Genomic DNA, 23,752 nt, shown 5'->3' on the forward strand with positions numbered 1-23,752 from the left:
CGCCATCTCGCTTTTGCTAAAGACGAGACGGCGCTGTTCGTTATTCTTTATGATACTTGCTGCTCTTGAAGGGGAGAAGCGGAATGGCTGCGTTTTTTCGCGGGCCAGACATGGAAAATGATATTTAAAACAATGGCTGTCAGGCTGCCAGCGACAATGCCGCTATCGGTTAAAATTCGAATGCTTGACGGCAGCTCCGCAAATAAATTCGGCACCGCTGTGACCCCAAGCCCTACGCCAACTGAACAAGCAATAATAAATAAATTCTCTTGTGAAGCAAACTCCACTTGGCTGAGCATTTTAATGCCATAAGCAATGACCATCCCAAACATCGCCACCATCGCTCCGCCTAACACAGGAGCCGGAATAATCGTGGTCAGCGCGGCGACTTTTGGAATCAATCCGAGCACAACCAGAATCGTTCCCACCACATAAATGACTCGGCGCTTCTTCACTCCAGAAAGCTGGACAAGGCCCACATTTTGCGAGTAAGTGGTGTAAGGAAACGCTTGGAACAATCCGCCCAGCAAAATGGCCAAGCCTTCCGCGCGATAGCCATTTGCTAAGTCTTTGTCCGTCAACGGCTGTTTGCAAATATCGCTCAAAGCAAAGTAGACGCCTGTCGATTCGACCAAACTCACAATTGCGACTAAAATCATTGTTAAGACAGCTGTTAGATTAAAAGTAGGCATCCCAAAATAAAATAAATGAGGGAGATGAAGCCACGAAGCCTCTTGAACAGCGCTCATATCAACCTTCCCCATCCATGCCGCCACAATGGTTCCAGCAATCATGCCGAGCAAAATCGCAATCGAACGAATAAATCCAGTAGAAAACCGATACAACACGATAATCAATAACAGAACACCGAATGAAAGGGCAATATTATCAATATGACCAAAGTCTTTCGCCCCTTGTCCGCCTGCCATGTTGTTCATGGCCGCTGGAATCAGAGTCAAACCGATGACTGTAACAACCGAACCTGTCACAATCGGCGGAAAAAGAACACGCAGTTTACTAAAATACTTGGCAATGAAGATAACAAAAATTCCAGAAGCGATAATAGCGCCGTATACCGCTGACAATCCGTACCGCTGTCCGATCGCAATCATCGGGCCAACGGCCGTAAAGGTACAGCCTAATACAACCGGCAAGCCGATCCCGAAAAACCCCGTACGCCATACTTGCAATAAAGTAGCAATCCCGCACATTAACAAATCAATCGCCACAAGATAGGTCAGCTGCTCTGATGTCAGCTTCAAGGCTCCTCCGACTGTTAAAGGAACAATAATGGCCCCGGCATACATCGCCAAAACATGCTGCAGGCCTAAAGAACCTAATTTGATTGGATTCATTGGCACATCACCTCTTCTGCGAATTGTACGCCTTCTTTTAAAGAGGTAATGCGGGCAAGAGACACCACCCGAAAACCTAAGCGGCGCAACTGCTCTCCGCCATCTTGAAATGCTTTTTCAATCACAATGCCAATTCCTGCTACTTCTGCCTCCGCTTGCTGCACAATTCCTGTTAGTCCTAATGCTGCTTGACCGTTTGCCAAAAAATCATCAATAATCAAAACACGATCGTCTTTCTGAAGAAACGAACGGGATACGGAAATTTCGGTATATTCCTGCTTCGTAAATGAATAGACATTGGCTGTATACAAATCGTTTTGCAGCGTTAAAGATTTGCGTTTTCTTGCAAATAAAAGCGGCACCTTCAATATATATGCGGTCATTAGAGCGGGACTGATCCCGGATGATTCCAATGTCAGCACTTTAGTGATCCCCTCATTCCGAAACGCGTCCGCAAAATTTTCGCCAATTCGCATCATCAGTTCAGGGTCAACTTGGTGGTTTAAAAAGCGGTCCACCTTCAGCACATGATCGGAAATCGCTTCTCCTTCTTCTCTGATTTTTTCCATTAATTCTCGCATGCTGTTCCTCCTTTGAAAATAAAAAGCTTAAAAAACATCGCCCCCACTCTTTGTATGAGTAAGGCAATGTCTTTTAAGCCAATAGAAAACAAAGGATGGGGTCATGCGGCAAAATGAAGGCCTTCATTTATTCCATCCGTCCGTTTCTGACATTGCCACTCATAGTCGATCAATTTACGGTTGATCGGTAGAAACTAGCAGGCCATATCCCTGCTATTATATGAGTGAGTCAGCGATATCAAGTTATTAGCAGTATAGCATGATTTCCCTTGTTTGAAAAGAGATCGCAAGAGAGAAGCGAACATTTTAACAAAAACAAGATGAATTATTCGGCTAATTCCATTCACTGCCTCGGCCTTTTCTATCATTCATTCCTCTCCTTTTCCTATACAAAAACGCGCCAAAACAAGGGACAGATTCGCCTCCGTTCATTGATTTTCCAGAGATCATTCGTTTTATCTTTTAACTTGACATATGAACAAGAGAAAACCCGGTCCATTTCCCTAAAACAAAGGAAGGCAGTCGAGCTGCTTTACAGGATCTGCAAGCTCCATCGTCGCGACTTTTGCCTCATAGCTGTGTAATGAAAAAGCAAGGCACAAGACTCTTCGGACTGTGCATTTTTTACAAACACTGTTCATCTATGATAGGTCAGCTGGAAAACCTATGTTCACAATATCGTCATATTTCCTATGAACGATTTTGCTTAAAAAGGTGGATCTATTAATTTCTTACTATTCCAATAGTGCTAAAGCAAGGAATGAACAATTTGTGAAATGACAAAAATCCCCTACCAAATGACCATTTGTTTTGTATTATGAAGGTGTAATCACTTGTTGGGGGATACAGCGGAAAGGAGGTATGGGAGGATGACAAAAGGAAAAACGACAGAAGACAGCCATTTAAAAGGAACGCTGGCTGCTGTGTTTTTGCTAGGTTTTTTCCTTATCTTCACATGGGTCAGTGTTTATTTTCTATTTTTAGAACGTCTTTAAGGGAAAGGGGAGAATGGACGGCATGCACATACACAAATATGAAAAAATTTGGCTGATTTTTGGTATTGGCTGCTTATTCGTGTTTTTAACCGTCCTTGGCGTAAGCGCATTCGCTAAAGGAAACCAGCCGCCAAGCTGTTTGACAACCATCGATCCAGAGAAAGTGGATCAAACGCCCCCATTTGATAAACCGGGATTAGTCAAAACAGGAAATAATGAATATCAGCTCAACATGGTGGCATCAGCATTCGCTTATACGCCGGCTCAGGTTGAAATTCCAAAAGGAGCAAAAGTGACGATTAATATTACAACAAAAGATGTCATTCACGGCTTTGAAGTAGTGGGAACAAATATAAATATGATGGTAGAACCCGGATATGTGAACTCATTCACAAAAACATTTGACAAAACCGGCGAATATACCATTTTGTGCAACGAATATTGCGGAGCTGGTCATCATATGATGACAGCCCGAATCAAGGTGGTGGATAAGTAATGAACGATGTGCTAAAGGTCGATCGTCGCGACGCTAAATTGGCGCTGGCCCATATTTATGTAGCATTTATCGCACTAGCTCTCGGCGGCTTAGCGGGTCTGTTACAGACGCTAGTTCGTTCCGGAAAGTTTAATTTACCTGCAAATATTAGCTATTATACCATTTTAACCACTCACGGCGTATTGCTTGGTCTTGTTTTAACCACATTCTTTATTATTGGATTTCAATTCGCCGCTGTCAGTCGAACGACTGGAGCATTTTCCGACCGCAACCGCTTTTGGGGATGGATTGGTTTTTGGCTGATGACCATCGGTACAGCCGTAACAGCCTTTTTTATCTTAATTGGGGAAGCCTCTGTTTTATATACATTTTATGCCCCGCTGCAGGCGCATCCTGGCTTTTATCTCGGCTTAACCCTTGTTGTCGTCGGCAGCTGGATCAGCGGATTCGTCTTATTTGTTCATTATGCTCGCTGGAAAAAAGCGAATCCAGGCCAGGTCGGACCGCTTCTCTCGTTTATGGCTGTTGTCAACATGATGCTATGGTTGATTTGTTCGCTTGGAGTAGCAGCTACTGTTTTAATTCAACTATTACCATGGTCCCTTGGACTCGTCGATCAAATCAACGTACTTGTCAGCCGAACCTTGTTTTGGTATTTTGGTCACCCTCTCGTTTACTTCTGGCTGTTGCCAGCCTATATGGTTTGGTATGCCATTATTCCGAAAGTAATCGGCGGCAAAATGTTTTCTGATTCATTGGCTCGGCTATCGTTTATCTTATTTTTGCTTTTCTCCATTCCTGTCGGCTTCCACCACCAATTAATGGAGCCGGGGATTGATCCGTTCTGGAAATACGTTCAGGTTGTCTTAACATTTATGGTCGTGATTCCATCATTAATGACAGCTTTTGCGATGTTCGCCACTTTTGAAATGTACGGCCGTTCGAAAGGAGCAGCAGGCTTATTTGGATGGCTGCGCAAGCTTCCTTGGGGGGACGCCCGCTTTTTCGCTCCGTTTGTCGGGATGTTATTTTTCATTCCTGCAGGAGCTGGCGGATTGGTCAATGCTTCGCATCAGCTCAATCAGGTTGTCCACAATACCATTTGGGTAACAGGACACTTTCATTTAACATTGGCTACTACCGTTGTTCTTACATTTTTTGGCGCAGCCTATTGGCTGATTCCTCATTTAAGCGGCCGCATCATGACAAGAGCGATGAATCGCTTGGCCATTATCCAAACAATTGTATGGGTTGTCGGCATGTCCTTTATGTCCGGTGCGATGCATTTTGCTGGATTGCTTGGCGCTCCGCGTCGTTCGGCATTTTCAACATATGCGAATTCACCGCAGGCCCTTGAATGGATTCCGTATCAAATTGCCCAAGCCGTCGGTGGGACTATTCTGTTCATCGGTATTATTTTAGTGCTTGTTATCGTCACCAATTTAGCTTTCTTTGCTCCAAAAGGAGAAACAGAGTTCCCTGTCGCTGAAGTAGCCGAACAGGCAGAACGTACACCGCTTGTTTTTGAAAACTGGAAGCTTTGGATCGGCATCGCCATCATCTTGATTTTGATCGCTTATACGATTCCGTTCATTGATATGATCCAAAATGCTCCTCCTGGCTCAAAAGGCTATAAACTTTGGTAACATCGATCCGATTAAGATGGACAAGACATCGTTTCAGCCGTCCATTCCAAAGCGCTCTGGAATGGATGGCTTTTTATATGGCATCTGCTTTTCAACTCTCCCGCTATATTTTTTTAAAAAAGCGAAAGCTCTTTAGCAAATATGTTAAAACATGTTAAAAATAGCATAAATCCCTTCACTAGCAAAATAAAATGTAGTGATGAACACAGAGCGGGAGGAATCGTACGAGCATGGTATCAGAAAAAAAAATGATCCAAATTATCCAAAGCGGAATAGAAAAATCAAGTTATCCCAAAAGAATTTTAATTGTAGGAGCAGGAATGTCCGGACTTGTGGCAGCTTCCCTGCTAAACCACGCCGGACATAATGTGCAAATCATCGAAGCATCGACCCGTGTGGGCGGAAGAGTTTTCACAAAAAGGGCTCCATTTACAGAAGGGCTCTATTTAGATGTTGGCGCAATGAGAATTCCGAACACTCACCGTTTAGTGATGGAATATGTAAAAAAATTCAATTTACCTTTGCAGCCATTCATTAATTCATCCCCTCATGACATCCTTTACTTAAATGGAATTAAAACGACATACGGTCAATATTTACGCAATCCTGACATTTTGAACTATCCTGTCTCCCCTTCGGAAAAAGGAAAAAATGTCAATCAACTCATTACCAAAATGGTCGAACCGATTTTCCGTTTTGTCTCTCAAAATCCGAAGAAACATTGGCCTATTGTGATTGAGTATTTCGAAAAGTTTTCAGTGGACGACTATCTTCGTTCAAACCCTTATGGTCTTTTCTTATCAAACGCAGCCATTGAATTAATCAAAATTATGCATATGATCGAAGGATTCCCAGAATTTTCTTTGGTTGAAGTTTTACGAGAAATGTCCCTTCTTTTCAACGACGATGTGCATTTTTATGAAATTAAAGGCGGCAACGATTTATTGCCGAACGCTTTTTTGTCTGAACTATATCCGAACATTCATTTTAATCGTCAAGTCGTCAAAATTCATCAGACGCAGCACGATGTGACCATTTCTTGTATTCATCCGCAAACAAAATCTCTTTACCACTACACTGGTGATATTGCAATCATTACCATTCCCTTCTCCACCTTACAGTTTGTTCAGATGGAACCATACGATTCTGTTTCTCACGAAAAACGAAAGGCGATTCGCGAGCTTCATTATGTTACTTCGGCCAAAATAGGCTTACAATTCAGCCAACGGTTTTGGGAAAAGGAAGGAATGTACGGCGGAAGAGTCATTACTGATCTTCCTACTCGCTTTTCCTATTTTCCAAGTCATGATTTCGACTCAGAAGGACATGGAGTCATGCTAGCTAGCTATACATGGGAAGATGATGCGTTACCATGGGAAAGCCTAACCGAAGATGAGCAAATTAGAAAGGCTTTGGACACCTTATCGATTATTTATGATCAGTCTATTTCCGATCATTTTGTGATAGGGATCTCGCATAATTGGGGGAAATATCCTTATTCTAGCGGATGTTTTACATTATATAAACCATGGCAAGAAACAGAGCTTTCGCCACATATCGCTTCTCCAGAAGGAAGAATGTATTTTGCCGGCGAGCACACGGATGTCCCGCACGGATGGATCCAAACAGCGATTAAATCAGGAATCCGCGTGGCACTTGAAGTAAACCATCTGCCATAATCTCTAGTTTTATTTTAAAGGAGTCTCCCACCTCTAAGCGAAATGTAGGTGGGGGAGCATTCCTATTAGAAAGGTTTTCGGGGACTTGAAAGAAAAAAGTGTTAGTGGCAATTAAGGATAGACACCATTTATTGCATATTCACCGCTTCACATGGAGTGTCGGGTATGATATTGCCCTGCAAAGAATGGATCCATTCCTGCCTATTTAATTATTTTTAGTCAGGACAAAATCTTGAACTTTACGATCTTGTTTCGGTAAAAAAATGGATGTAACTTTATCTTCAGTGATGTCGTAAACACTTAATTTGCCACCAGCATCTTCTGATAGCTCGTATTGTTCTAATACAAAAAATTGATGATCGATAAATTTACCTGAACCATAATTAATATCCAAGTTAATAGTATTTTCCCATTTGTATTTTTCATCAAGAGTAAGAATTGAAACTTTCCCTTTATTGTTGTAGCTAACATAGAGTTTATTATTTATACTTATTGCTTTATCGCCTTCTCCTACTGCTGAACTTAATGGATAAGAAATGTCCATAACGTCAAAAGTATTCTTATCTATGAAATGTAGAAAATGATCCGTTACAGCAACCACTTTATCTTTATAAAATACTAAATCAGTTGCTGTGCTTGATATTTCAATTGTTTTAACTTCTTCTCCATTTTCTCTACTGATGATTCGTATCACAGATTTTTCCTGATCTATAACATCATTAGATAAATATATGTATTTATCATCATAATTCATTAAAGATAAATAAGTGGGATATTCTATTTGGTATTTCTTATGATATTTTAAATCACGAACATCTAGCGTATTAGATTGAATGTCTTTATTAATTCCAAACACTTCTAGATTTTGATCCTTAAACATAAAAGTTAAAGGAAATGGAATTTTATTTTCAACGATATCATCTCCTTTTTTTGTAATTTTATAATAAGAAAAGGCATGTTGCGATAATAAATAAACATTATTGTCAAAGTCATTATAAAGATATGATATATCATTTAGGTCAAATTTTACTTTTTCAAAGTTAAGGCCGTCTTTCGTTTTTAAATAATAACTTCCATCATCGAATGGATGAGAGTATATAAAATGCAATTCTCCATCATTTAATTTAAGTTCTATATTTTCATTCATTACAATATTACTTTTTTTATAAGATAAAAAGTCTAAGAGTAAATTACCTAAAAACCAAATGAATGCAGCTGATGCTACTATTATTAATAGTATTTTTATCGTCCTTTTTTCTTTTTGACTCATAATAAATTTATCTCCTCTATGATTATATTTTCAAAAGCAGAACAACAAAAATGGTTCTGCTTTTGAAAAATGGTTAATATGCTATTGTTAAACTATGCTCTTCTAAATCAGCAGGAGTCACAATTTGGCCACCATCAGCATCTAAATCATAACCTGTATTGTTCCAAGCTTTCCAGACTAGTTGTGAGCAGTAAAACTTGTCTACACTATCTTTTGTTGCTGTGAGGCTATAAGGATCTCCTACTTGATAATAAGCCCATTTTTGAGCAGAGTCATATTTCGAATAAGATGCGTCTTTTACATAAAACTTCTTTTTGGTAGAGAATCTATTTGCCCAGTTATTTTGGTAAACACGGACACCTACATCCGGCCACGCTTCTACAATATAGTCATTATTATCTCTAACAATAGCAGCGTGTCCATGTGCCCAAACAGATGTTTTATTATCGTAAGTAATTAAAATATCTCCTACAGTTCCCATTTTTCCTGAATTCGCTAGAATGTTAACTTTTGTTGCTTCTTCATATTTTTCAGGTGCCATTTTTTTCAATGCTTCAAGGTTTTTTCTACTTTCTTCAGCAGTAGTCGGTTGAAAGTTTTTGATAGCTTGTTGAGTTTCTCTTTCTTCCTTTTCCCATTCAGCTTGCAATTGCTGTTCTGTAGTAACCTTATTATTAGCTAAAGTATTGCTGGTTACCGTGGAAAGACTAGAGCATAACACTGCAGTAGCAATTAATACCTTTAACTTCAATTTCAATATTAATCTTCCTTTCTTTATAATTATTGGGTACCCATAACAAAATATATCAAAATTTTTTGTTTTTTCAATAAATTAATTTAAAAAATCCAACATAAAATACAAAAATTTCTTTATATGTTATAATATAATTATTGAATATGTAGAGGAGAGGATTTTTTTGAGCGGATTTACAACTATACCATTTTGGTTACTTGTTTTAATTGTAGGTATCATTATTCTAAGTATACTTGTTTCTATATATGGGATTTTTAAGAAAGTCAGGTTTTCAATATTAAACATAGTATCATTGATATTGATATCCGTTTTTCTATCCATTTTCCCACTGTATAGAACTCGGGGAAACGAATTAGAATTTTTTATATCTGAATTATTTAAAGGATCTTGGTGGGCAGTAGTAGTTTTACTTTTGTGTTTAATAAGTATTTATTGGTGGTATCATTTCTTTAAATTCTTAAATAAAAAATAGCTATGTCAAGACCAATTTTATCATCAGCTTTAGCACTTTTAATTCTTCAAAAAAATGGGAGAATTCATTTAAATAGTTTCCTTAACGGTTCGTAATGGGGATACAAAGCAAAAAAATCTTTATATAACAATTTTCTTTGCTACTTAGAAGTCTAATAATTTTCTAAATCTCTTAACAAAACTTCGACTGCCATTAGTTTAGAATCATCATTATTCTAAAAAACCGGTGGTCTATATCCCACCTTCTTTTATACGAGGAAACCGCTTTTTCCTCAATCGACCACTTTTTATAAAATGAACATGTTGCAACATGCATAATCCATGCATAAATAGACGTAAAAAATACATCACCTTTTAAAACTTATAGAAGGAATCGTCTTATCTCATTATTCATAACGGCAAATCGAAAGGAAGTAACCGTTGCACTCGAATTCATTCCGTCTTGAAAGGAGTAAGAATATCCTTGAAGAGAGCGACTACAACAGCGAAAAAAGTCCAGCAAAGTGATTGGTCCATTTTTGAAAACTGAATTGAGAAAGTGGGTGTTTGGTTTCCGCAACTCGATCGAACAGACATTTCATCAGTTGAAAGGCGACGGACAGAACAATCTCGTGACTGCATATACAATTAGTCATAATTTTGAGTGTTTACTCTAGCTTTGTAGTACCATCATTATGATATTCAAATAGACAGGCTAGTTTTAGTTTTGGACCCCATTCACTGATGCTCTACTAATCAATACATTACCACCGAAATACTTAATCACTTGGGCTAAATATTAAAACTGACTATTTGTTATTTTTATTTAGTTCCTCTAAAACGATCTTTGCATTTTCCTCTGCTTTTCTCTTAATATCTTCTTTTTCTTCTTCTGTAAGTTTATTAAAGTCTAAATCAGTAAATGTTGTTTTGAAATTTTTATTTTCATCGGACTGCAAGATCAATGAGGACATGGATTTAGTAGGCAAATTTCCGTTTTCCCAGTAGTTGATTCCTTTGCTTATAAAAGTTTGGTCTCTAGGATCATCGAAATAAGTTTTATACCATCCTATGTAGGATGTTCCACTATAAATTTGAACAGCTCCAGCAGCCGTTTTTAGTAGAGTCGGACTAAATCCAGCTGCACTTCCGACGTATCCATAATGCATATTTCCCAAATCTTCTCCTCTTACAGTCATCCCACCAAAAATATATGTAGTTGCTGCCCCATACGTCCTTTTATAATCCCACTCACCATTTGGTCTAACTTTACTTGCAAATTCTAATCCAGTACCTAAAGGATACGTTTTATCGTTTAATGCATAATATGCCATATAAAGCGCATTTTTCCTCATTTTATAACTAAATTCACTAGTAATATCGGGAGTCGGTACAGCAGCATGCACCTTTGTAGTGTAAGATGTATTACTAATTAACATTAGTAATACGAAGGAAATAATAATTGACAGTAATTTTTTCATTCTTATCCTCCTGAATTTTTTTAGTATTTTAAATAATCATACAACTAAATAAAATTTAAGTAAAATAAAATTTACAAAAAAAGATAAATTATACCTATTTTGATAATTTTATATATTTGTTATAATAAAAAATATTTAAATAAATTTTTTATAAGTAAGGGGTTTATATGAATAATAAAAATGAGGATTTAGTAATTAAGAAAACTAAACAAAATACCTTCATTGGCTGCCTTATCACTTTATTAATACTAGCGGGTATTGTCTCCTATTTTGTTTATTACTTTATGTTTTCGATGTCAAACTTACCCAAAGGGGAGTTTATTGGTAAATTCGATTCCCCTAATAAAGTATACAGTGTGGAAATCTATAGAGTGGACAGCGGAGCCACTACTTCTTATTCTATTAGGGGTGAACTTGTTAATAATAAAACTAATAAGAGAAAAAATATTTATTGGGAATATAAAGTTAATAAGGCCAGCGTAGAGTGGGAAAATGACTATGTGGTTGTAATTAACGAAAAAAAGCTAGATGTTAGACAAGATATATATGATTGGAGAAGACAGTAAATTTGATGCATACAATTTTAACTTTGATGATTGAAAGTAGACAATGAAAAAGAGAATTTCTTAGGACACAGTCTTTTGTAATGCTCCCCATTGTCAAGACACAATTTCGAGAAAAATAAGTGATGTCCTCCTTCAATTGTAATGGGGCGCAGGCGCGATTTAAGCGACCCGCGCATGGACTTCTTCTGGCGTAGCATCCCCCAACGCCTGATGTGGGCGTTCAGTGTGATAAAATCCTAGATAGGCTGTGATGGGTCTACGAAGCGCCCGTGGATTCTCGTATTTATTCCGATAGATCCACTCGTATTTGAGCGAGCGAAAGAAGCGTTCCGTGCGGCTGTTGTCCCGTGCGCGACCTTTGCCATCCATCGACACATTCACGTGATGCTCCGAAAGCAGATCCAAGTAGTCAGGATTCGTAAAATGGCTGCCCTGATCGCTGTTGATGATCTCAGGCTGACAGCGCTCCAGCGCCCGTTTCAGACACGTCAGGACAAAGGCCTTCTCCAACGTGCTGGAAAGCCCGTCATCGATGATTTTGCGGCTGTACCAGTCGATAATCACAAAGAGATACATAAACCCCTTGCCCATCCGTAGATACGTGATATCGACTCCCCACACCTGATTCAGGCGATTGATGTTGAGGCCGCGCAGCAGGTAGGACCGTATATACTGGACATGGTACCGCTTGCTTAGATTCGGCCCCGGGTAGATCGCTTCGATCCCCATCACACGCATCAGCCGCCGGACCCGTTTGCGGTTCACGTCCCATCCCTGTTCTTGCCGGTTACTTGTCATCCGTCGATAACCGAAATACGGATGCTTCGTGTACAATTTGTCAATCTCATGCATCAACTGCACATTCTCCAGCGCTTCCCGCCGCGGCTCTCGCTGCCGGTACACGTTCGTACGGTGAATCCCCAAAAGCTCCGTCTAGCGTTTGATGCTGATCTCCCGGTGATCCCTCTCCACCATCGCTTGCCGCTCTCTTGCGGACGTCTTAGAGGCCAGATTTTTTTGAGCCAATTGACTTCCAGCGTCAGTTGGCCGACCCACTTCTCCAATTGTTCCTGCTTCTCCTCATAGCTCCTTTTCATCTTTTCTGCTGCCTTGCTTTCCCGTCCGAACACCATGGAGGCTCGCTCCAAAAATTCCCCTTTCCACCGTCTCAACATCACCGGACTGATTTCATACTTCCTGACCATTTCATTTACCGTCTGCTCTTCCCTCAGCACTTCCAGTACGACCTTTGTCTTACATTCTGCTGTATATCGATTCCGTTTCTCCATGTCCTCAGTATAACTTATTTATCGCCTCCTTGTGTCTCAGCTTATGGTTTCATTGTAAAGCATCGTTCTTTCCCTCCGTTTCTACTCTGTACTACCCTCATAATAAAATAGCTTGTCGACTTTGTCGACAAGCTGAAGCCCTGCCATTAAAGCAGGGCTTATCTATACATGTAATGTAGTTCCATAACAATTAAATCGTCTAAATTCTTTGCTACTTTTCCATTGATAACCCCCAAATGTTTCCACACACTATAAAGGAAAGGATATTTTTTCTGATTGGGTGTAAATTAGCACATTATTTCAGAATCCCTTTTTCAAATTATTTCCGAACGTTAGCACATTATTTCGGATGATCAACTAGAATGAGAATGGATAGAGATGGAACACAGCAGGGGCCGATCAGCCCCTGCTGTGTCAGTACCCTATTTCTTCGGCTGCCATATGCACGATGTCTTCGTCAATCATATGTTTTTTTAATTGAGCGCCGTATAACAGGCAAGTGGTGGCGAGGTGGTTGATGATCCGCGGCCACCCCTGCGACTGCAGGGCGATCGCCTCCAAGGCAGCCTGGGTAAAAATCGGGTGTTTCGCTCCCGCCTGTTTCAGGCGGTGTTCGATATATCCCACCACTTCTTCCTTATCAAGAGGCCCCATCTGGTATCGCATGATGATTCGTTGGTGAAGCGGACGGTGTTGATTCAACCGTAGTTTTGCCTGTAAATGGAGCAGCCCCGCTAAAATCAAGACAAACAGATTCGTTGAGTCCATGTGAAAGTTGAACAGGATCGTGATATCCTGCAGAAAGGCAGCCTTCGCTAAATGCATTTCATCGAGGATGAACACTGACGTTGCCCGCTGTTCATATTTCCTATAAAACAATTTTAAAGGTTCTGGTTTACATGCTCATGATTGTTATCAAAATGGCTAGATTACAGTTATTAAGGGAGAATAGTATGAATAAAATTCTTTTACACTTAGAAGGGGCAGCTATCCTATTGTTGAGTCTTTATTTTTACTCTTATAATCAATTTAGTTGGCTTTTATTTTTCGTTTTGTTATTCGCTCCAGATATATCAATGATTGGTTACTTATTCAATAATAAGGTTGGTGCCGTGCTTTATAATTTATTTCATACATATAGTTTACCAATTGGAGCTGTTATCTTAGGAGTATTGTTATCAAATGAAGTGGTTTTAGAGGTAGGTTTAATATGGTCTGCTCATATCGGAATGGATAGGATGATTGGTTATGGATTAAAATATCCAACACATTTTAAAGACACGCACTTAAATCGTGTTTAAATAAACTATTCAACTAAAGGATGTGTTGGTTCAATAAGAAACAGTAAATGAGTATTAAAAACGCTCGGATTTTCATTCCGAGCGTTTTTCTTTGCGATTTATATTGTTATTTTAGTGTTAAATATATTGCTAATTACCTTGTTATTTGGTGTATTTTTTAACATTTTTCCTCCCTGAAGTAAACCCGCTAGATTAAACAGATGATGTATAAAATTTTGTATAAAGCATTTGGCTAGACCAAAAGAAAAAAGGTAGGGTATTCTCTGATTTGGACCACAACACATTCCAGAGAAAGGAGTACCCTACCTATGTCGAAAAGTATACCGAATGTAGATTGGACGAATCAACTGGAAAGTGTCATTCGTCAGTTTGTAAAGGAAAAATTAGAACTAATCATGCGGGAAGAAATGAAAAATTTCCTCGAAATGGAACAAGCTGAAACGTCGAATATGAGAAACGGCTACTATCAACGAAATCTAGATACGCAATATGGCCGGATTGAAGGTCTTTTGGTCCCTAGAGACCGAAACGGAGAATTTCAAACCCAATTGTTCGCTCCTTACCAACGCCACACCGGCTGGCTGGAGGAAGCCATCATCAAGATGTATCAAAGTGGGATGAGTACGCGTGAAATTGGCAAGTTTATTGAACGAATTTTAGGCAATGCCTATTCTCCTGCAACGATCAGCCGTATGACCGATGTAGTGAAGGAAGACATCGAGAAATGGCACACTCGTCCACTGCACAAGCGTTATTCCGTCTTATATTTGGATGGTTTATACGTAAAACTTCGTCGCGAAACCGTGGAGAAAGAAGTCATTTATGTGGGGTTAGGGGTGAACGAAGAAGGATATCGCGAAATTCTTGATTTCTTTGTGGGAGGACAAGAAAGCGCCTATGTATGGCAGGAAATTCTTCAACACCTCTACCAAAGAGGCGCCAAGGAAGTGCTTCTGGGCGTATTCGATGGACTACCAGGGTTGGAGGAAGCCTTTAAGGCGGTTTATCCGAAAGCCGATGTGCAGCGTTGTGTCGTTCACAAAGTCCGCAACACGCTCCATCGTGTTCGGAAAAAAGACCAATTTGAAGTGGCCGAGGATCTCAAGCTGATTTATCGCGCGCCGAATAAGGAGATGGCGTTACAGATGTTTCAACAGTTTGAGTCGAAATGGTCAAGCAAGTATCCAAGAGAAGTTCAATCTTGGGCCAATGAGTGGGATGTCCTCCTTACATTTATGGATGATCCAAGCCGTATTCGAAGTGTGATTTATACGACCAATGCCATCGAACGAACGATCAAGGAGATTCGGAAACGTCTCAAGCCGATGAACAGTTTGAATAGTTTAGAAGCCGCTGAAAAAGTCGTATATTTGACCATTCAAGATTTTAATGAGAAATGGGCAGGGAGAAGGTTGCGAGGATTTGCCGAAGCTCATGAAGCCCTCGAGCGAATGTTTGAAGAGCGTTATCACTAACCAAACACTGTAAATTAACGAAATAAGGGGATCCCCCCTTTCCACACAGGAGACTGAATATTCAGTCTCCTGTGTGGAGGAAACAGTCCCCCTCTCTATTCTAAAATCCATTTCAGAGATACCCTATCTATCTTACATTACACAAAATTCTTGACGGTACCGAATACAACAAAAAATTTTTCGTGCTCTTCTAACAAAATAGCCATCCTCAATTCAAAATCAAATAATAAATTATTTTTTTATATTTATTATTTTTCCATCTAGAGAAATTTTTCTTGTCTCAATCAACAAAATTGAATCCCAAATTTCTATTATAATATTGACTTTAGAATGATATTGTTTACTCCATTCCTCCTCATTTGGTAAGCAAAAATGTAGTTCACCTAAAGGTTCGTTTTGATAATGGATAGAGGTTAACTCCAAAAAATCTACTTTTTCCCTATCATAAAAATGAAATCTAAATTCTTCACTATCCTTCACAAAGTAAAATGAAGAAACATCAATAAAAGCTATTTCATGAAATTTTACAACCTTATCATCCGTAATCTTAATCTTAAATTTTATAATGTCATTTAGTAAGTCTACTTGTGTATCTAAAATTTCAGCTCCCCATAGTTTATCAAGTATTTTCTGTATATCAGCGTTCCCCATATTACTCCTTCTTTCTGTTCTAATACTTTTTATTTAAAATACGGCTTATTTCCTTATAAGATTTCCTTGAAAGATTAATATGTGTGTATGACCTATCACTACTTTTGTTGCCATACCTATCGAATGAACCATATTTAGAATGACTTATTCGATAATATGCTTTCTTTCTATTACCAGATCCAGCATTCATCACTCTAACCCGATAGGAGTGCTTTCCATCAGGAATAGATACTTTCCATCCATTGCCCTTAGCTCTTTCCAACGTACCTCCATGTTTTTTTGCAACTTTTTTCGCTAGCCTATAAGTTTTTGAAAATTTACCTGCTTTATATGCTCTATACGCAATTTTGGCTCCTTTAAACGCCGCACCGCCAACCAGTCCCACGCCAACGGCAATCGCTGCTGCTTTCCAACCACCTTTTTTAAAGGCTTTATACCCATCATACGCCGCAAATCCCGCATTAATCGCCATCCACACAAAATGCCCATCGGGATCGACCAACATCACCGGGTTGTTGTTCGCATATGTGTAGCCGTTTTGGGTTAGAATATCATCCGAATCTCCTGGATCAGGGTCCATGGACAAGAACACGCCATGCGTTGGATGATAGTACCGGGCAATTAGGTAATAGAGACCCGTTTCTTGGTCATATTGGTATCCCGCATATCGGTATGGGTTTTCGTCTGCCATCTCACCCGATTGGGAAAGAAGTTGGCCCCATGTGTCGTACTGGTAACGAGCCACCACATTTCCTTGCGCATCGGTTAAGGCGATGACATCGCCATGCGCGTTGTAGTGGTAGAAATACGTCGCCCCGCCTTTTTTCATCGCCAACAGCTGACCGTTTTCTCCGTATACATACGATTGTACCACATTTCCGCTCGCGTCGGTTTCATATAAGACGTTGAGGCTGTCGCCTTGGTAGTGGTAGTTCGTCACGACGCCATTCACGTTCTTTTGAATGCGGCGGCCGTCTTCGTCATATTTGTATGTGACAAACGGCGCGCTTTCGCCTTTTCGAGTGATAGCGACAAGCTGATCGGCTTCGTTCCATTCATATTGGTACTCACTGTCTTCGGTCCGGTTGCCGTTCGCATCGTACGTGATCGTTTCATCGCCGAAACGAACCAATTGATTCGCCGCATTATAATCGGCCGTCGTCGTCATCGATGATCCGTCTTTCGTTTTCACGATTTTCGTCCGGTTCCCGAATCCATCGTACGTATACTCGATCGTCGTTCCATCCGGCCATTGTTCGATCTTCAACTGATCGAGCTCATCATAGCTGTACACCGTGACGTCCCCGTTCGACGTTTCGATGCGGATTCGGTTGCCGTTTTCGTCGTAACGGTACGTTTCCGCCAATAACTCAGTTCCGTTCGCCGTTCCCACCACCAGACTGTTCACCAAGCCGCGGTCGTCATACGTAAAGGTGGCACCCGCTTCATTTCCGGTGGTAAACGTGCGGACATGGCCTCTTTCGTCATAATCCAAACGGTACGTATACGTTCCATCTTGAACAACCGTATTTTGATCCAAGGCGTCGTATTGGTACGTAACCGTTTGGCTAAACGATCCGTGCGAGAATAGGAACTGTTGCAATTTATCCGAGGTGGTCGGATACGTCCATTTTTGGACTCCGCCGCGGTCGGATTGCTCTGTCACACGGTTCTTCTCATCAAACTTTCTAGTCTTCGTCATGCTGTCTTGTAAATATTGGACAAAACATGTTTTCTGACAAAAAAAGGCCCTTACGTAACCTTAGTGAAGGAAGAAGAGAATGGAGAAAATGAGCGTGTAAATCATTATTTTTAACTCCGAATTCTCCATTACCTCGTGTTTTTCCACTAAAAGAACGTAAGAGCCAGTCTTACTTTGCATGAAACCGTTACTATCTAATTATGGTTTTCTAATCTTCGACATGAATCTCCGCCAGCCAATTGCTTGAACTCGATTTTACAACGATGTGATGATCGTTTTCCCATTTGAGTGTCCCAAGGTATCTTGAATACACAATTTCGTTTCCAACATCACGAACTAATATCTGATCCATAATTTTAAGACCTTTCTCGTTATAGACCTCACATCTTAACTGAAATCCCTCTAATCGGTGAATTCCTTTTAAAATCGCTAATTTCTTACGGTCTGGACTTTTTTTAGGAGTTTTTCCAACTAGAAAAACCGCTTCGTAATTTTGTTTTATAATTTGTTCAAGCGCCTTCTCCACACATTCTGAAACTGTTAATTGTGGCAATGTCGAGTATCTTTCTAAAATTGGTTTAATATAAGTATGAACCAAATAGGAAAAAGCTTGAAACTTGGCATTAGCAGAGTCTAAATTTAAAAAATCCATAAAATCATCAGGGATCGATACACTAATCGCTTGTAAAGCATGATTTTCCTCATAAGACGTTCTCTTATTTGGATCAGCCAAACAATAAACGATAATGTTTTCAAATTTTCCTAATTTCATTCCTAATTCACTTAATTTATTTGAAAAGATCAACTCAAAAATTCTCATTTCGTGGATACGATTATAGTGTTTTTTAGGACGTTTTTCCCCCCAATCCTGAAAATGAATATTTATCATTTAATCACCCTTTCTTCTTGTCTACTAAGGACGTGGTCGCTTATAACTATATAGCAAGAAAGGTGGTAGTATACTTATAAAATAAAACATGCAGGCTGTAAACGGAGCAGCAGATATATTATAGAGAAATAACGGTTCCTGCTCATCCCTTTCACTAAAAACATGTCCACAAAGGCTCCATATTAAGCCACTAAAACGGTTTTTCCGTAAACAGAAGGGAAGAAATTTGCACAATCTCCAAACTTTTGCTGGATGAACACGCAAAAGTCTGTTTTAAATTTATAAAAAATGGATATTTTGTTCTGGAATAACGCACTAATTTACACTGCTTACGTCTTGAAAAATGAATCAACTTTAATCATATCCCACTCATCCTCGTTTACACATCACTTAACTTTACAGAAACGTATCGCTCTGAATATTTCTCGTACAGTGCTACTTCATCATCACTTAGCCACTTTAAATGGCCTAAAAACCTATCATAAATAAGTTCATCTGGTTTAGTTGATACTACTTCTTTCTCAAACAATACTTGACCTTTTTTCTCTTTAATGACTATCTTTATTGTAAAATGATACAGATCGTGATTACAGGTTACCTCCGCTTTATATTTTTTATTTGGACTAAATTTTGGTTTGCCCCATATGAATTCATTCATGTAGTTTAACTCCTTTACCCTCTCATAAGCTTCCCGAAAAGGAGTAGGATCCCAATTTTTCTCTACAATAACAAAATCCAGGCTACTCTTCAACAGTTCTAGAGTTTCAACTTTCTTCCTGTTGTCTGGATACTCTAGAAATTGTTCAATATTATACGGCACTAAAATTGGACAAAAACCATCAAAACATTCTAACAGACGCATCTCGGGATAATGACCACAATGAAAATTTAATTGCCTGCAATCAACAGTTTGATATTTTTTTTCAAAAACCCTTTCATATAATTTGGTAATACATCTAGTTTGAAAAGAAAAACTTTTTTGAACGTCACTTATCTCCTCTTCTCCTAATAACAAGAATGTTTTTAGTAACATGGCTTGCTCCCCTCTTTATGTTATCACGTACTTTCCTCATAGAAAAAATCCCGAGTCATGGCTATTGATTATCCAAAATTATACATATCCCTCTGTGAATTAAGACATTATCAAATAAGGCACTGCCATCTTAATAATACATAAGCGATGAAGGGCGCAAAGAGCTGATGGTACACAGCGTTTTCAGCCGTACCGAATACTGTTAGCACGTTGAAGTATGGATTCACTTAACGAAAAAACACCTCCATGCTCCAACGTTCTTGATACATCTCCGCGTTCTTTTCGGCCAATACATCTAGATGCTTGTCACCACCCGAGTCTCATAACCGTTCGCATCTTGAAAGATGACGACTGGATGTCTTTTCTTGGATCCGGATTGTTTCGTTCCGGGTTGACCAGTAAAATCCACAAGAACCGAAGGATATGGTTAAAAAAGGAGATTAGACCAAGATTCATCTGAAATCATTTTTTACGTCAAATGCCGAGTGTGATATGTTTGTGTAGAGAGATCGCCTTCCCAGGTTTATTGGTTCGATCACTTACATTTTACAGGAAGGCTGTGCTTTTTTCTATGTTTTATATGGATTTTATTGGATAATCAACATGCGTGATACAGAGTTTTGCAAAGAAGGTTACAGAGAATTGCAACTTAACATGGAACCTCTATAGACGTGACCAAAAAAACAAAAGACTAGGAAGCCAGCCATATCAAGGGCTGGCTTTACCCAACAAGCCTACTATACTACGCCCACCACTCCATGTAGAGCTGGCACAAGTCAAATTATCTGCAAAGCTCTGTATTTTTATGGTTCTTACGAATATTTAGTGAAATAACGAACAACAGCTAGAATGATCAAGTTACTGTTCATTTCTTCATGATCATCCGAAAGTAAATCATCCGAAACACGATGAGAGATTTACTTGATTTCGCTCATGTTTTGAGTTATCACTAAAAGAGCGTAAGAACCATTTTTATTTTGCAATCAACAGTCACGGTCTAACATGAAGATACATGTTACCCCCTGCATTTCTCACTGCATAAGCCCTTCCCCTCTCCCACTTTAGAGCTTTTTCTCTTCCATAAATATTTTTCTTAACAATTCGAGCATAATATCTTTGATATCCCATCTTTTTATTCCACTTGCTAATCTGACGGTTAGCCCTAGGGGATGTACCGTTTTTATTCAATTTCGCACCACTAATCCCTACTTTTACTATACGTTTTTTACCATTGACTATTTCGTAAATTTCATACCCATGATGAACCCTTTTAGATAATCGACTATTACCATGTATAGCTTTAACAATTTTACTGGCAGCTTTAAACTTGCCACCAAAACCAACAAAACCAAACGCCGCCGCGACCGCGACACCTTTCCATCCTTTTCCCGATTTATACGCCTTATACCCATCATACGCCGCAAATCCCGCATTAATCGCCATCCACACAAAATGCCCATCCGGATCGACCAACATCACCGGGTTGTTGTTCGCATATGTGTAGCCGTTTTGGGTTAGAATATCATCCGAATCTCCCGGATCAGGGTCCATGGACAAGAACACGCCATGGGTTGGGTGGTAGTAACGGGCCACCACATTTCCTTGCGCATCCGTTAACGCGATGACATCGCCATGCGCGTTGTAGTGGTAGAAGTACGTCGCCCCGCCTTTTTTCATCGCCAACAGCTGACCGTTTTCTCCGTATACATATGATTGTACCACAGTTCCGCTCGCGTCGGTTTCATATAAGACGTTGAGGCTGTCGCCTTGGTAGTGGTAGTTCGTCACGACGCCATTCACGTTCTTTTGAATGCGGCGGCCATCTTCATCATATTGGTAGGTCACAAACGGCGTGCTTTCGCCTTTTCCCGGCACATGTCTGGCACCGTAATTAAAATAGAAAAGCAAGAGAATAGAATTTCTCCTGCTTTTCAAAAATTGTCTTCACCCTTTAAGTTTTGAAATGGTATTAGCTACAAATTCCTAATTTTTGTAGTTCCTTAATAACTTCTCGCAAAACTTTTTAGCCTCCTCCTCGTCATAATAGACTGAATTAATATGATTGGTAACCTCTTTTAGCTGAAAAGCGCCTGGCAATCGAATTTCAGCAAGTTTAGATTTAAAATTTTCTTTGCACGAAAACACATAAGTTTCAATATCTCTTTCCGCCCAGATTCCCCATTGCAAAGACGGCGAAGTAAAAACGAAATAAAAACCATAATGAACCAAACCAAATTTTCCATTATCGCTTTCTTCCGTGTTGAAAATGTCTAAATAATGTTCATAAGTGAGTTCAACTGGAATTTTAACACATTCATACCATCCCATTTTTTCGTTATAATAATTTTCCAGTTCTGCTAATAGGACATATGAATCGCCTGATATTTTAGACAACTCTTGAATGCTATTCCAAAACTCTTCTTTAAATAAATAGTTATATTTCCCAAAAAGAAAACTACCATACCCCCTTTGGAATACTTGATCTGGCAATTCACATTGAAGCTGAAATGTTGTACTTAAAATTTCTTTTATCTCTAAATACTCTTTTTCGGCTTTAATAAATAGTTCTTTCAAGTTCATTCTTTATCACCTAACCGAATTTTTAAAGGTGCGGCGCCTTTATGTCCTTTTGGAAAATACTCTGCCGTCCATCCATGCCAGTTTTTGTCCTTGGCACGCACAATGTATGCAGCTCCATTTTTAGTTAACCTAAATATACTTCCCTTTCTCTCAAAACTCCAACCATTCTTTCTTAAATTTCTAATAAAATGTAGTTCCCCTCATCAGTTCCTCGATTATAAACACCTTCATCTCTTTGATAGATCTGTTAGGCTTGAAATTGAAAAACCTTGAAAGGCACATAACCAATCAAGGTTTTTTTAATATTTTTAATCGCTATACTTGGTTATCCAATCCATAACGTCTTGTTCTACATGTAGGTATTCATCCGGACCATCTTTTAAATCAACTCCGGAAACAATTTGTAAAAGTTCCCAAACAGTTTCATCTGATATATTTGGCTCATCCTGCATGACATATTCTGAAGCCCAATCTGCTGCTTCTTCTCTTGTTAGCTTTCCTTGTAAAATCATTTTTAGTTTATCAACCACTTCCTCTTTTGTTGGTTGTCTCATTTTTTCACCACTTTCCAATATAGTTCCCATTCCTATCAAAACGATAGTGAACCTTGGCACCACCAGTAAATTTAGTATCAGGTCTAACCTGTATAATTCTACCATTATGATTCAAAGTCCCATGCCACATTCTCTTTCGACACATACCTATTACTCTAATCGAAAAACTTCAAGAGAATTTGTCTTCTAAGGATTAATTCACGATTATAAATCGTAAATCTGGGAAATCTCACCTTTTAAACAGACATACTTACATAAAACACCTTCCAATTTCGTCTATTAATCTCTCTAATTTTATCCCCAGCTCATTTGGTTCATCATCATTATTTAATCCTTTTTCCAAAAACTCTTCATTTACAATATCTCTCAATTCGTTACCTAAGGTTTCATTTATATTAATTTCATTATTTAAAACCCACAGAAGGTCGGGTCTACGGGATTCCAAGCATTCTCTTAATAAAAGTAACATATCTGCGCTTAGCTTTAACATTTACTTCCTCCTTATACCTTTTGAGCCCTTTGCGTAAGTAGTAATTATTTTTCCGTTCTTATTTAGAACTACAACCGCATTCTTACCCACATATTTCGTTCTTCCTCCTGACTGTTGAACCACTTTCTTTGGGGTTCTAGTTGCATCTAGAATAGCTTTAGGAGCCACTCCTCTACCACCATCTCTTTGCATAGCCTGTGCTAAACCATGTTTAGTATATCCTGTTATTTTTCCAGCTACAGCCTTTCTAGTAACTTTAGCAAAATTTAGAGCCCGTCTAGCTTTATACACCCTATACGCAATTTTGGCACCTTTAAAAGCCGCACCACCAACAAGCCCCACGCCAACGGCAATCGCCGCTGCTTTCCAACCGCCTTTTTTAAAGGCTTTATACCCATCATACGCCGCAAATCCCGCATTAATCGCCATCCACACAAAATGCCCATCCGGATCGACCAACATCACCGGGTTGTTGTTCGCATATGTGTAGCCGTTTTGGGTTAGAATATCGTCCT

General features: G+C 39.3%; 21 protein-coding genes, 4 pseudogenes and 1 riboswitch. Of the genes and pseudogenes, 7 read left to right on the top strand and 18 right to left on the bottom strand.

Going from position 1 to position 23,752, the window contains the following annotated elements; all coding sequences use genetic code 11:
- Positions 1 to 47: 47 nt before the first annotated feature.
- Together AT864_RS11755 and AT864_RS11760 are read right to left on the bottom strand one after the other, a co-directional pair.
- The gene (locus tag AT864_RS11755; RefSeq protein ID WP_044746037.1) at positions 48 to 1,355 is read right to left on the bottom strand and encodes a nucleobase:cation symporter-2 family protein; all 1,308 of its coding nucleotides are present in this window, start codon (positions 1,353 to 1,355) and stop codon (positions 48 to 50) included.
- Positions 1,352 to 1,936, bottom strand: coding sequence for a xanthine phosphoribosyltransferase (locus tag AT864_RS11760; RefSeq protein ID WP_066149095.1), 585 nt, complete (start codon positions 1,934 to 1,936; stop codon positions 1,352 to 1,354). The genes AT864_RS11755 and AT864_RS11760 overlap by 4 nt, the downstream gene beginning before the upstream one ends.
- 142 nt (positions 1,937 to 2,078) lie before the next feature.
- Positions 2,079 to 2,180, bottom strand: a riboswitch (purine riboswitch).
- Between the two features lie 625 nt (positions 2,181 to 2,805).
- On the opposite strand from AT864_RS11760, the gene AT864_RS11765 reads away from it, so the two are divergent.
- The 4 genes from AT864_RS11765 to AT864_RS11780 all read left to right on the top strand — a co-directional run bounded on the left by AT864_RS11765 (position 2,806) and on the right by AT864_RS11780 (position 6,752).
- Entirely contained in the window at positions 2,806 to 2,931 is a 126-nt protein-coding gene (locus AT864_RS11765; protein ID WP_066149097.1) for a subunit I/II of b(o/a)3-type cytochrome C oxidase, read from the top strand.
- Between the two features lie 22 nt (positions 2,932 to 2,953).
- Complete coding sequence (locus tag AT864_RS11770) at positions 2,954 to 3,427, top strand: cytochrome c oxidase subunit II (protein ID WP_066149131.1); 474 nt, start codon at positions 2,954 to 2,956, stop codon at positions 3,425 to 3,427.
- Positions 3,427 to 5,073, top strand: a complete 1,647-nt coding sequence (locus tag AT864_RS11775) for a b(o/a)3-type cytochrome-c oxidase subunit 1 (RefSeq protein ID WP_066149100.1) — start codon at positions 3,427 to 3,429, stop codon at positions 5,071 to 5,073. The genes AT864_RS11770 and AT864_RS11775 overlap by 1 nt, the downstream gene beginning before the upstream one ends.
- A 230-nt stretch (positions 5,074 to 5,303) precedes the next feature.
- The gene (locus AT864_RS11780; protein WP_066149102.1) at positions 5,304 to 6,752 is read left to right on the top strand and encodes a flavin monoamine oxidase family protein; all 1,449 of its coding nucleotides are present in this window, start codon (positions 5,304 to 5,306) and stop codon (positions 6,750 to 6,752) included.
- Between the two features lie 205 nt (positions 6,753 to 6,957).
- On the opposite strand, the gene AT864_RS11785 is transcribed toward AT864_RS11780, so the two are convergent.
- The 3 genes from AT864_RS11785 to AT864_RS11800 form a co-directional block, all read right to left on the bottom strand.
- Positions 6,958 to 8,022 (bottom strand): hypothetical protein, encoded by a 1,065-nt coding sequence (locus AT864_RS11785; protein WP_066149104.1) that lies wholly within the window; start codon positions 8,020 to 8,022, stop codon positions 6,958 to 6,960.
- Between the two features lie 73 nt (positions 8,023 to 8,095).
- Positions 8,096 to 8,779 (bottom strand): YiiX/YebB-like N1pC/P60 family cysteine hydrolase, encoded by a 684-nt coding sequence (locus AT864_RS11790; protein WP_052661022.1) that lies wholly within the window; start codon positions 8,777 to 8,779, stop codon positions 8,096 to 8,098.
- 1,256 nt (positions 8,780 to 10,035) lie between these two features.
- A complete protein-coding gene (locus AT864_RS11800; protein WP_082741687.1) occupies positions 10,036 to 10,707 on the bottom strand; it encodes a polymorphic toxin type 44 domain-containing protein in 672 nt (223 codons plus the stop codon).
- Between the two features lie 167 nt (positions 10,708 to 10,874).
- Here AT864_RS11800 and AT864_RS11805 point away from each other — a divergent pair, with 167 nt between their 5' ends.
- Entirely contained in the window at positions 10,875 to 11,273 is a 399-nt protein-coding gene (locus tag AT864_RS11805) for a DUF5412 domain-containing protein (RefSeq protein ID WP_066149109.1), read from the top strand.
- A gap of 159 nt (positions 11,274 to 11,432) precedes the next feature.
- Here AT864_RS11805 and AT864_RS11810 read toward each other — a convergent pair whose 3' ends face one another.
- The 3 genes and pseudogenes from AT864_RS11810 to AT864_RS18345 form a co-directional block, all read right to left on the bottom strand.
- Positions 11,433 to 12,176: an IS3 family transposase gene (locus AT864_RS11810; protein ID WP_369815540.1), complete on the bottom strand. Its 744-nt coding sequence runs from the start codon at positions 12,174 to 12,176 to the stop codon at positions 11,433 to 11,435.
- A complete protein-coding gene (locus AT864_RS18725; protein WP_369815541.1) occupies positions 12,125 to 12,562 on the bottom strand; it encodes a transposase in 438 nt (145 codons plus the stop codon). The genes AT864_RS11810 and AT864_RS18725 overlap by 52 nt, the downstream gene beginning before the upstream one ends.
- Before the next feature lie 414 nt (positions 12,563 to 12,976).
- Positions 12,977 to 13,426: pseudogene (locus AT864_RS18345) on the bottom strand (ExeA family protein); the annotation flags it as partial.
- Positions 13,427 to 13,515: 89 nt separating this feature from the next.
- Between AT864_RS18345 and AT864_RS11825 the strand changes: the two are divergent.
- On the top strand, positions 13,516 to 13,863 hold the full coding sequence (locus AT864_RS11825; protein ID WP_066149111.1) for a DUF4260 domain-containing protein: 348 nt from the start codon (positions 13,516 to 13,518) through the stop codon (positions 13,861 to 13,863).
- A gap of 308 nt (positions 13,864 to 14,171) precedes the next feature.
- Entirely contained in the window at positions 14,172 to 15,338 is a 1,167-nt protein-coding gene (locus AT864_RS11830; RefSeq protein ID WP_066149112.1) for an IS256 family transposase, read from the top strand.
- A gap of 231 nt (positions 15,339 to 15,569) precedes the next feature.
- Here AT864_RS11830 and AT864_RS11835 read toward each other — a convergent pair whose 3' ends face one another.
- The 10 genes and pseudogenes from AT864_RS11835 to AT864_RS18355 form a co-directional block, all read right to left on the bottom strand.
- Entirely contained in the window at positions 15,570 to 15,989 is a 420-nt protein-coding gene (locus tag AT864_RS11835) for a hypothetical protein (protein ID WP_066149114.1), read from the bottom strand.
- Between the two features lie 19 nt (positions 15,990 to 16,008).
- Positions 16,009 to 17,529 carry an RHS repeat-associated core domain-containing protein gene (locus tag AT864_RS11840; protein WP_066149133.1) on the bottom strand — a complete coding sequence of 507 codons (1,521 nt, stop codon included), beginning with the start codon at positions 17,527 to 17,529 and terminating at the stop codon, positions 16,009 to 16,011.
- A 370-nt stretch (positions 17,530 to 17,899) separates the two neighbouring features.
- Entirely contained in the window at positions 17,900 to 18,580 is a 681-nt protein-coding gene (locus AT864_RS11845) for a hypothetical protein (RefSeq protein ID WP_066149117.1), read from the bottom strand.
- A gap of 379 nt (positions 18,581 to 18,959) precedes the next feature.
- Positions 18,960 to 19,613 carry a hypothetical protein gene (locus AT864_RS11850; protein ID WP_066149120.1) on the bottom strand — a complete coding sequence of 218 codons (654 nt, stop codon included), beginning with the start codon at positions 19,611 to 19,613 and terminating at the stop codon, positions 18,960 to 18,962.
- Positions 19,614 to 19,738: 125 nt separating this feature from the next.
- Positions 19,739 to 20,031, bottom strand: a pseudogene (locus tag AT864_RS18350) (transposase); the annotation flags it as partial.
- 572 nt (positions 20,032 to 20,603) lie between these two features.
- A pseudogene (locus AT864_RS11855) lies at positions 20,604 to 21,479 on the bottom strand (RHS repeat-associated core domain-containing protein); the annotation flags it as partial.
- Between the two features lie 117 nt (positions 21,480 to 21,596).
- Entirely contained in the window at positions 21,597 to 22,193 is a 597-nt protein-coding gene (locus AT864_RS11860) for a hypothetical protein (RefSeq protein WP_044743716.1), read from the bottom strand.
- Positions 22,194 to 22,501: 308 nt separating this feature from the next.
- Complete coding sequence (locus tag AT864_RS11865) at positions 22,502 to 22,747, bottom strand: hypothetical protein (protein WP_044743719.1); 246 nt, start codon at positions 22,745 to 22,747, stop codon at positions 22,502 to 22,504.
- Positions 22,748 to 22,997: 250 nt separating this feature from the next.
- Complete coding sequence (locus tag AT864_RS11870) at positions 22,998 to 23,237, bottom strand: hypothetical protein (RefSeq protein ID WP_044743717.1); 240 nt, start codon at positions 23,235 to 23,237, stop codon at positions 22,998 to 23,000.
- A pseudogene (locus AT864_RS18355) lies at positions 23,238 to 23,752 on the bottom strand (hypothetical protein); the annotation flags it as partial.

This window comes from Anoxybacillus sp. P3H1B, from assembly GCF_001560855.1.
GTDB classification, from domain to species: Bacteria; Bacillota; Bacilli; order Bacillales; family Anoxybacillaceae; genus Anoxybacteroides; species Anoxybacteroides rupiense.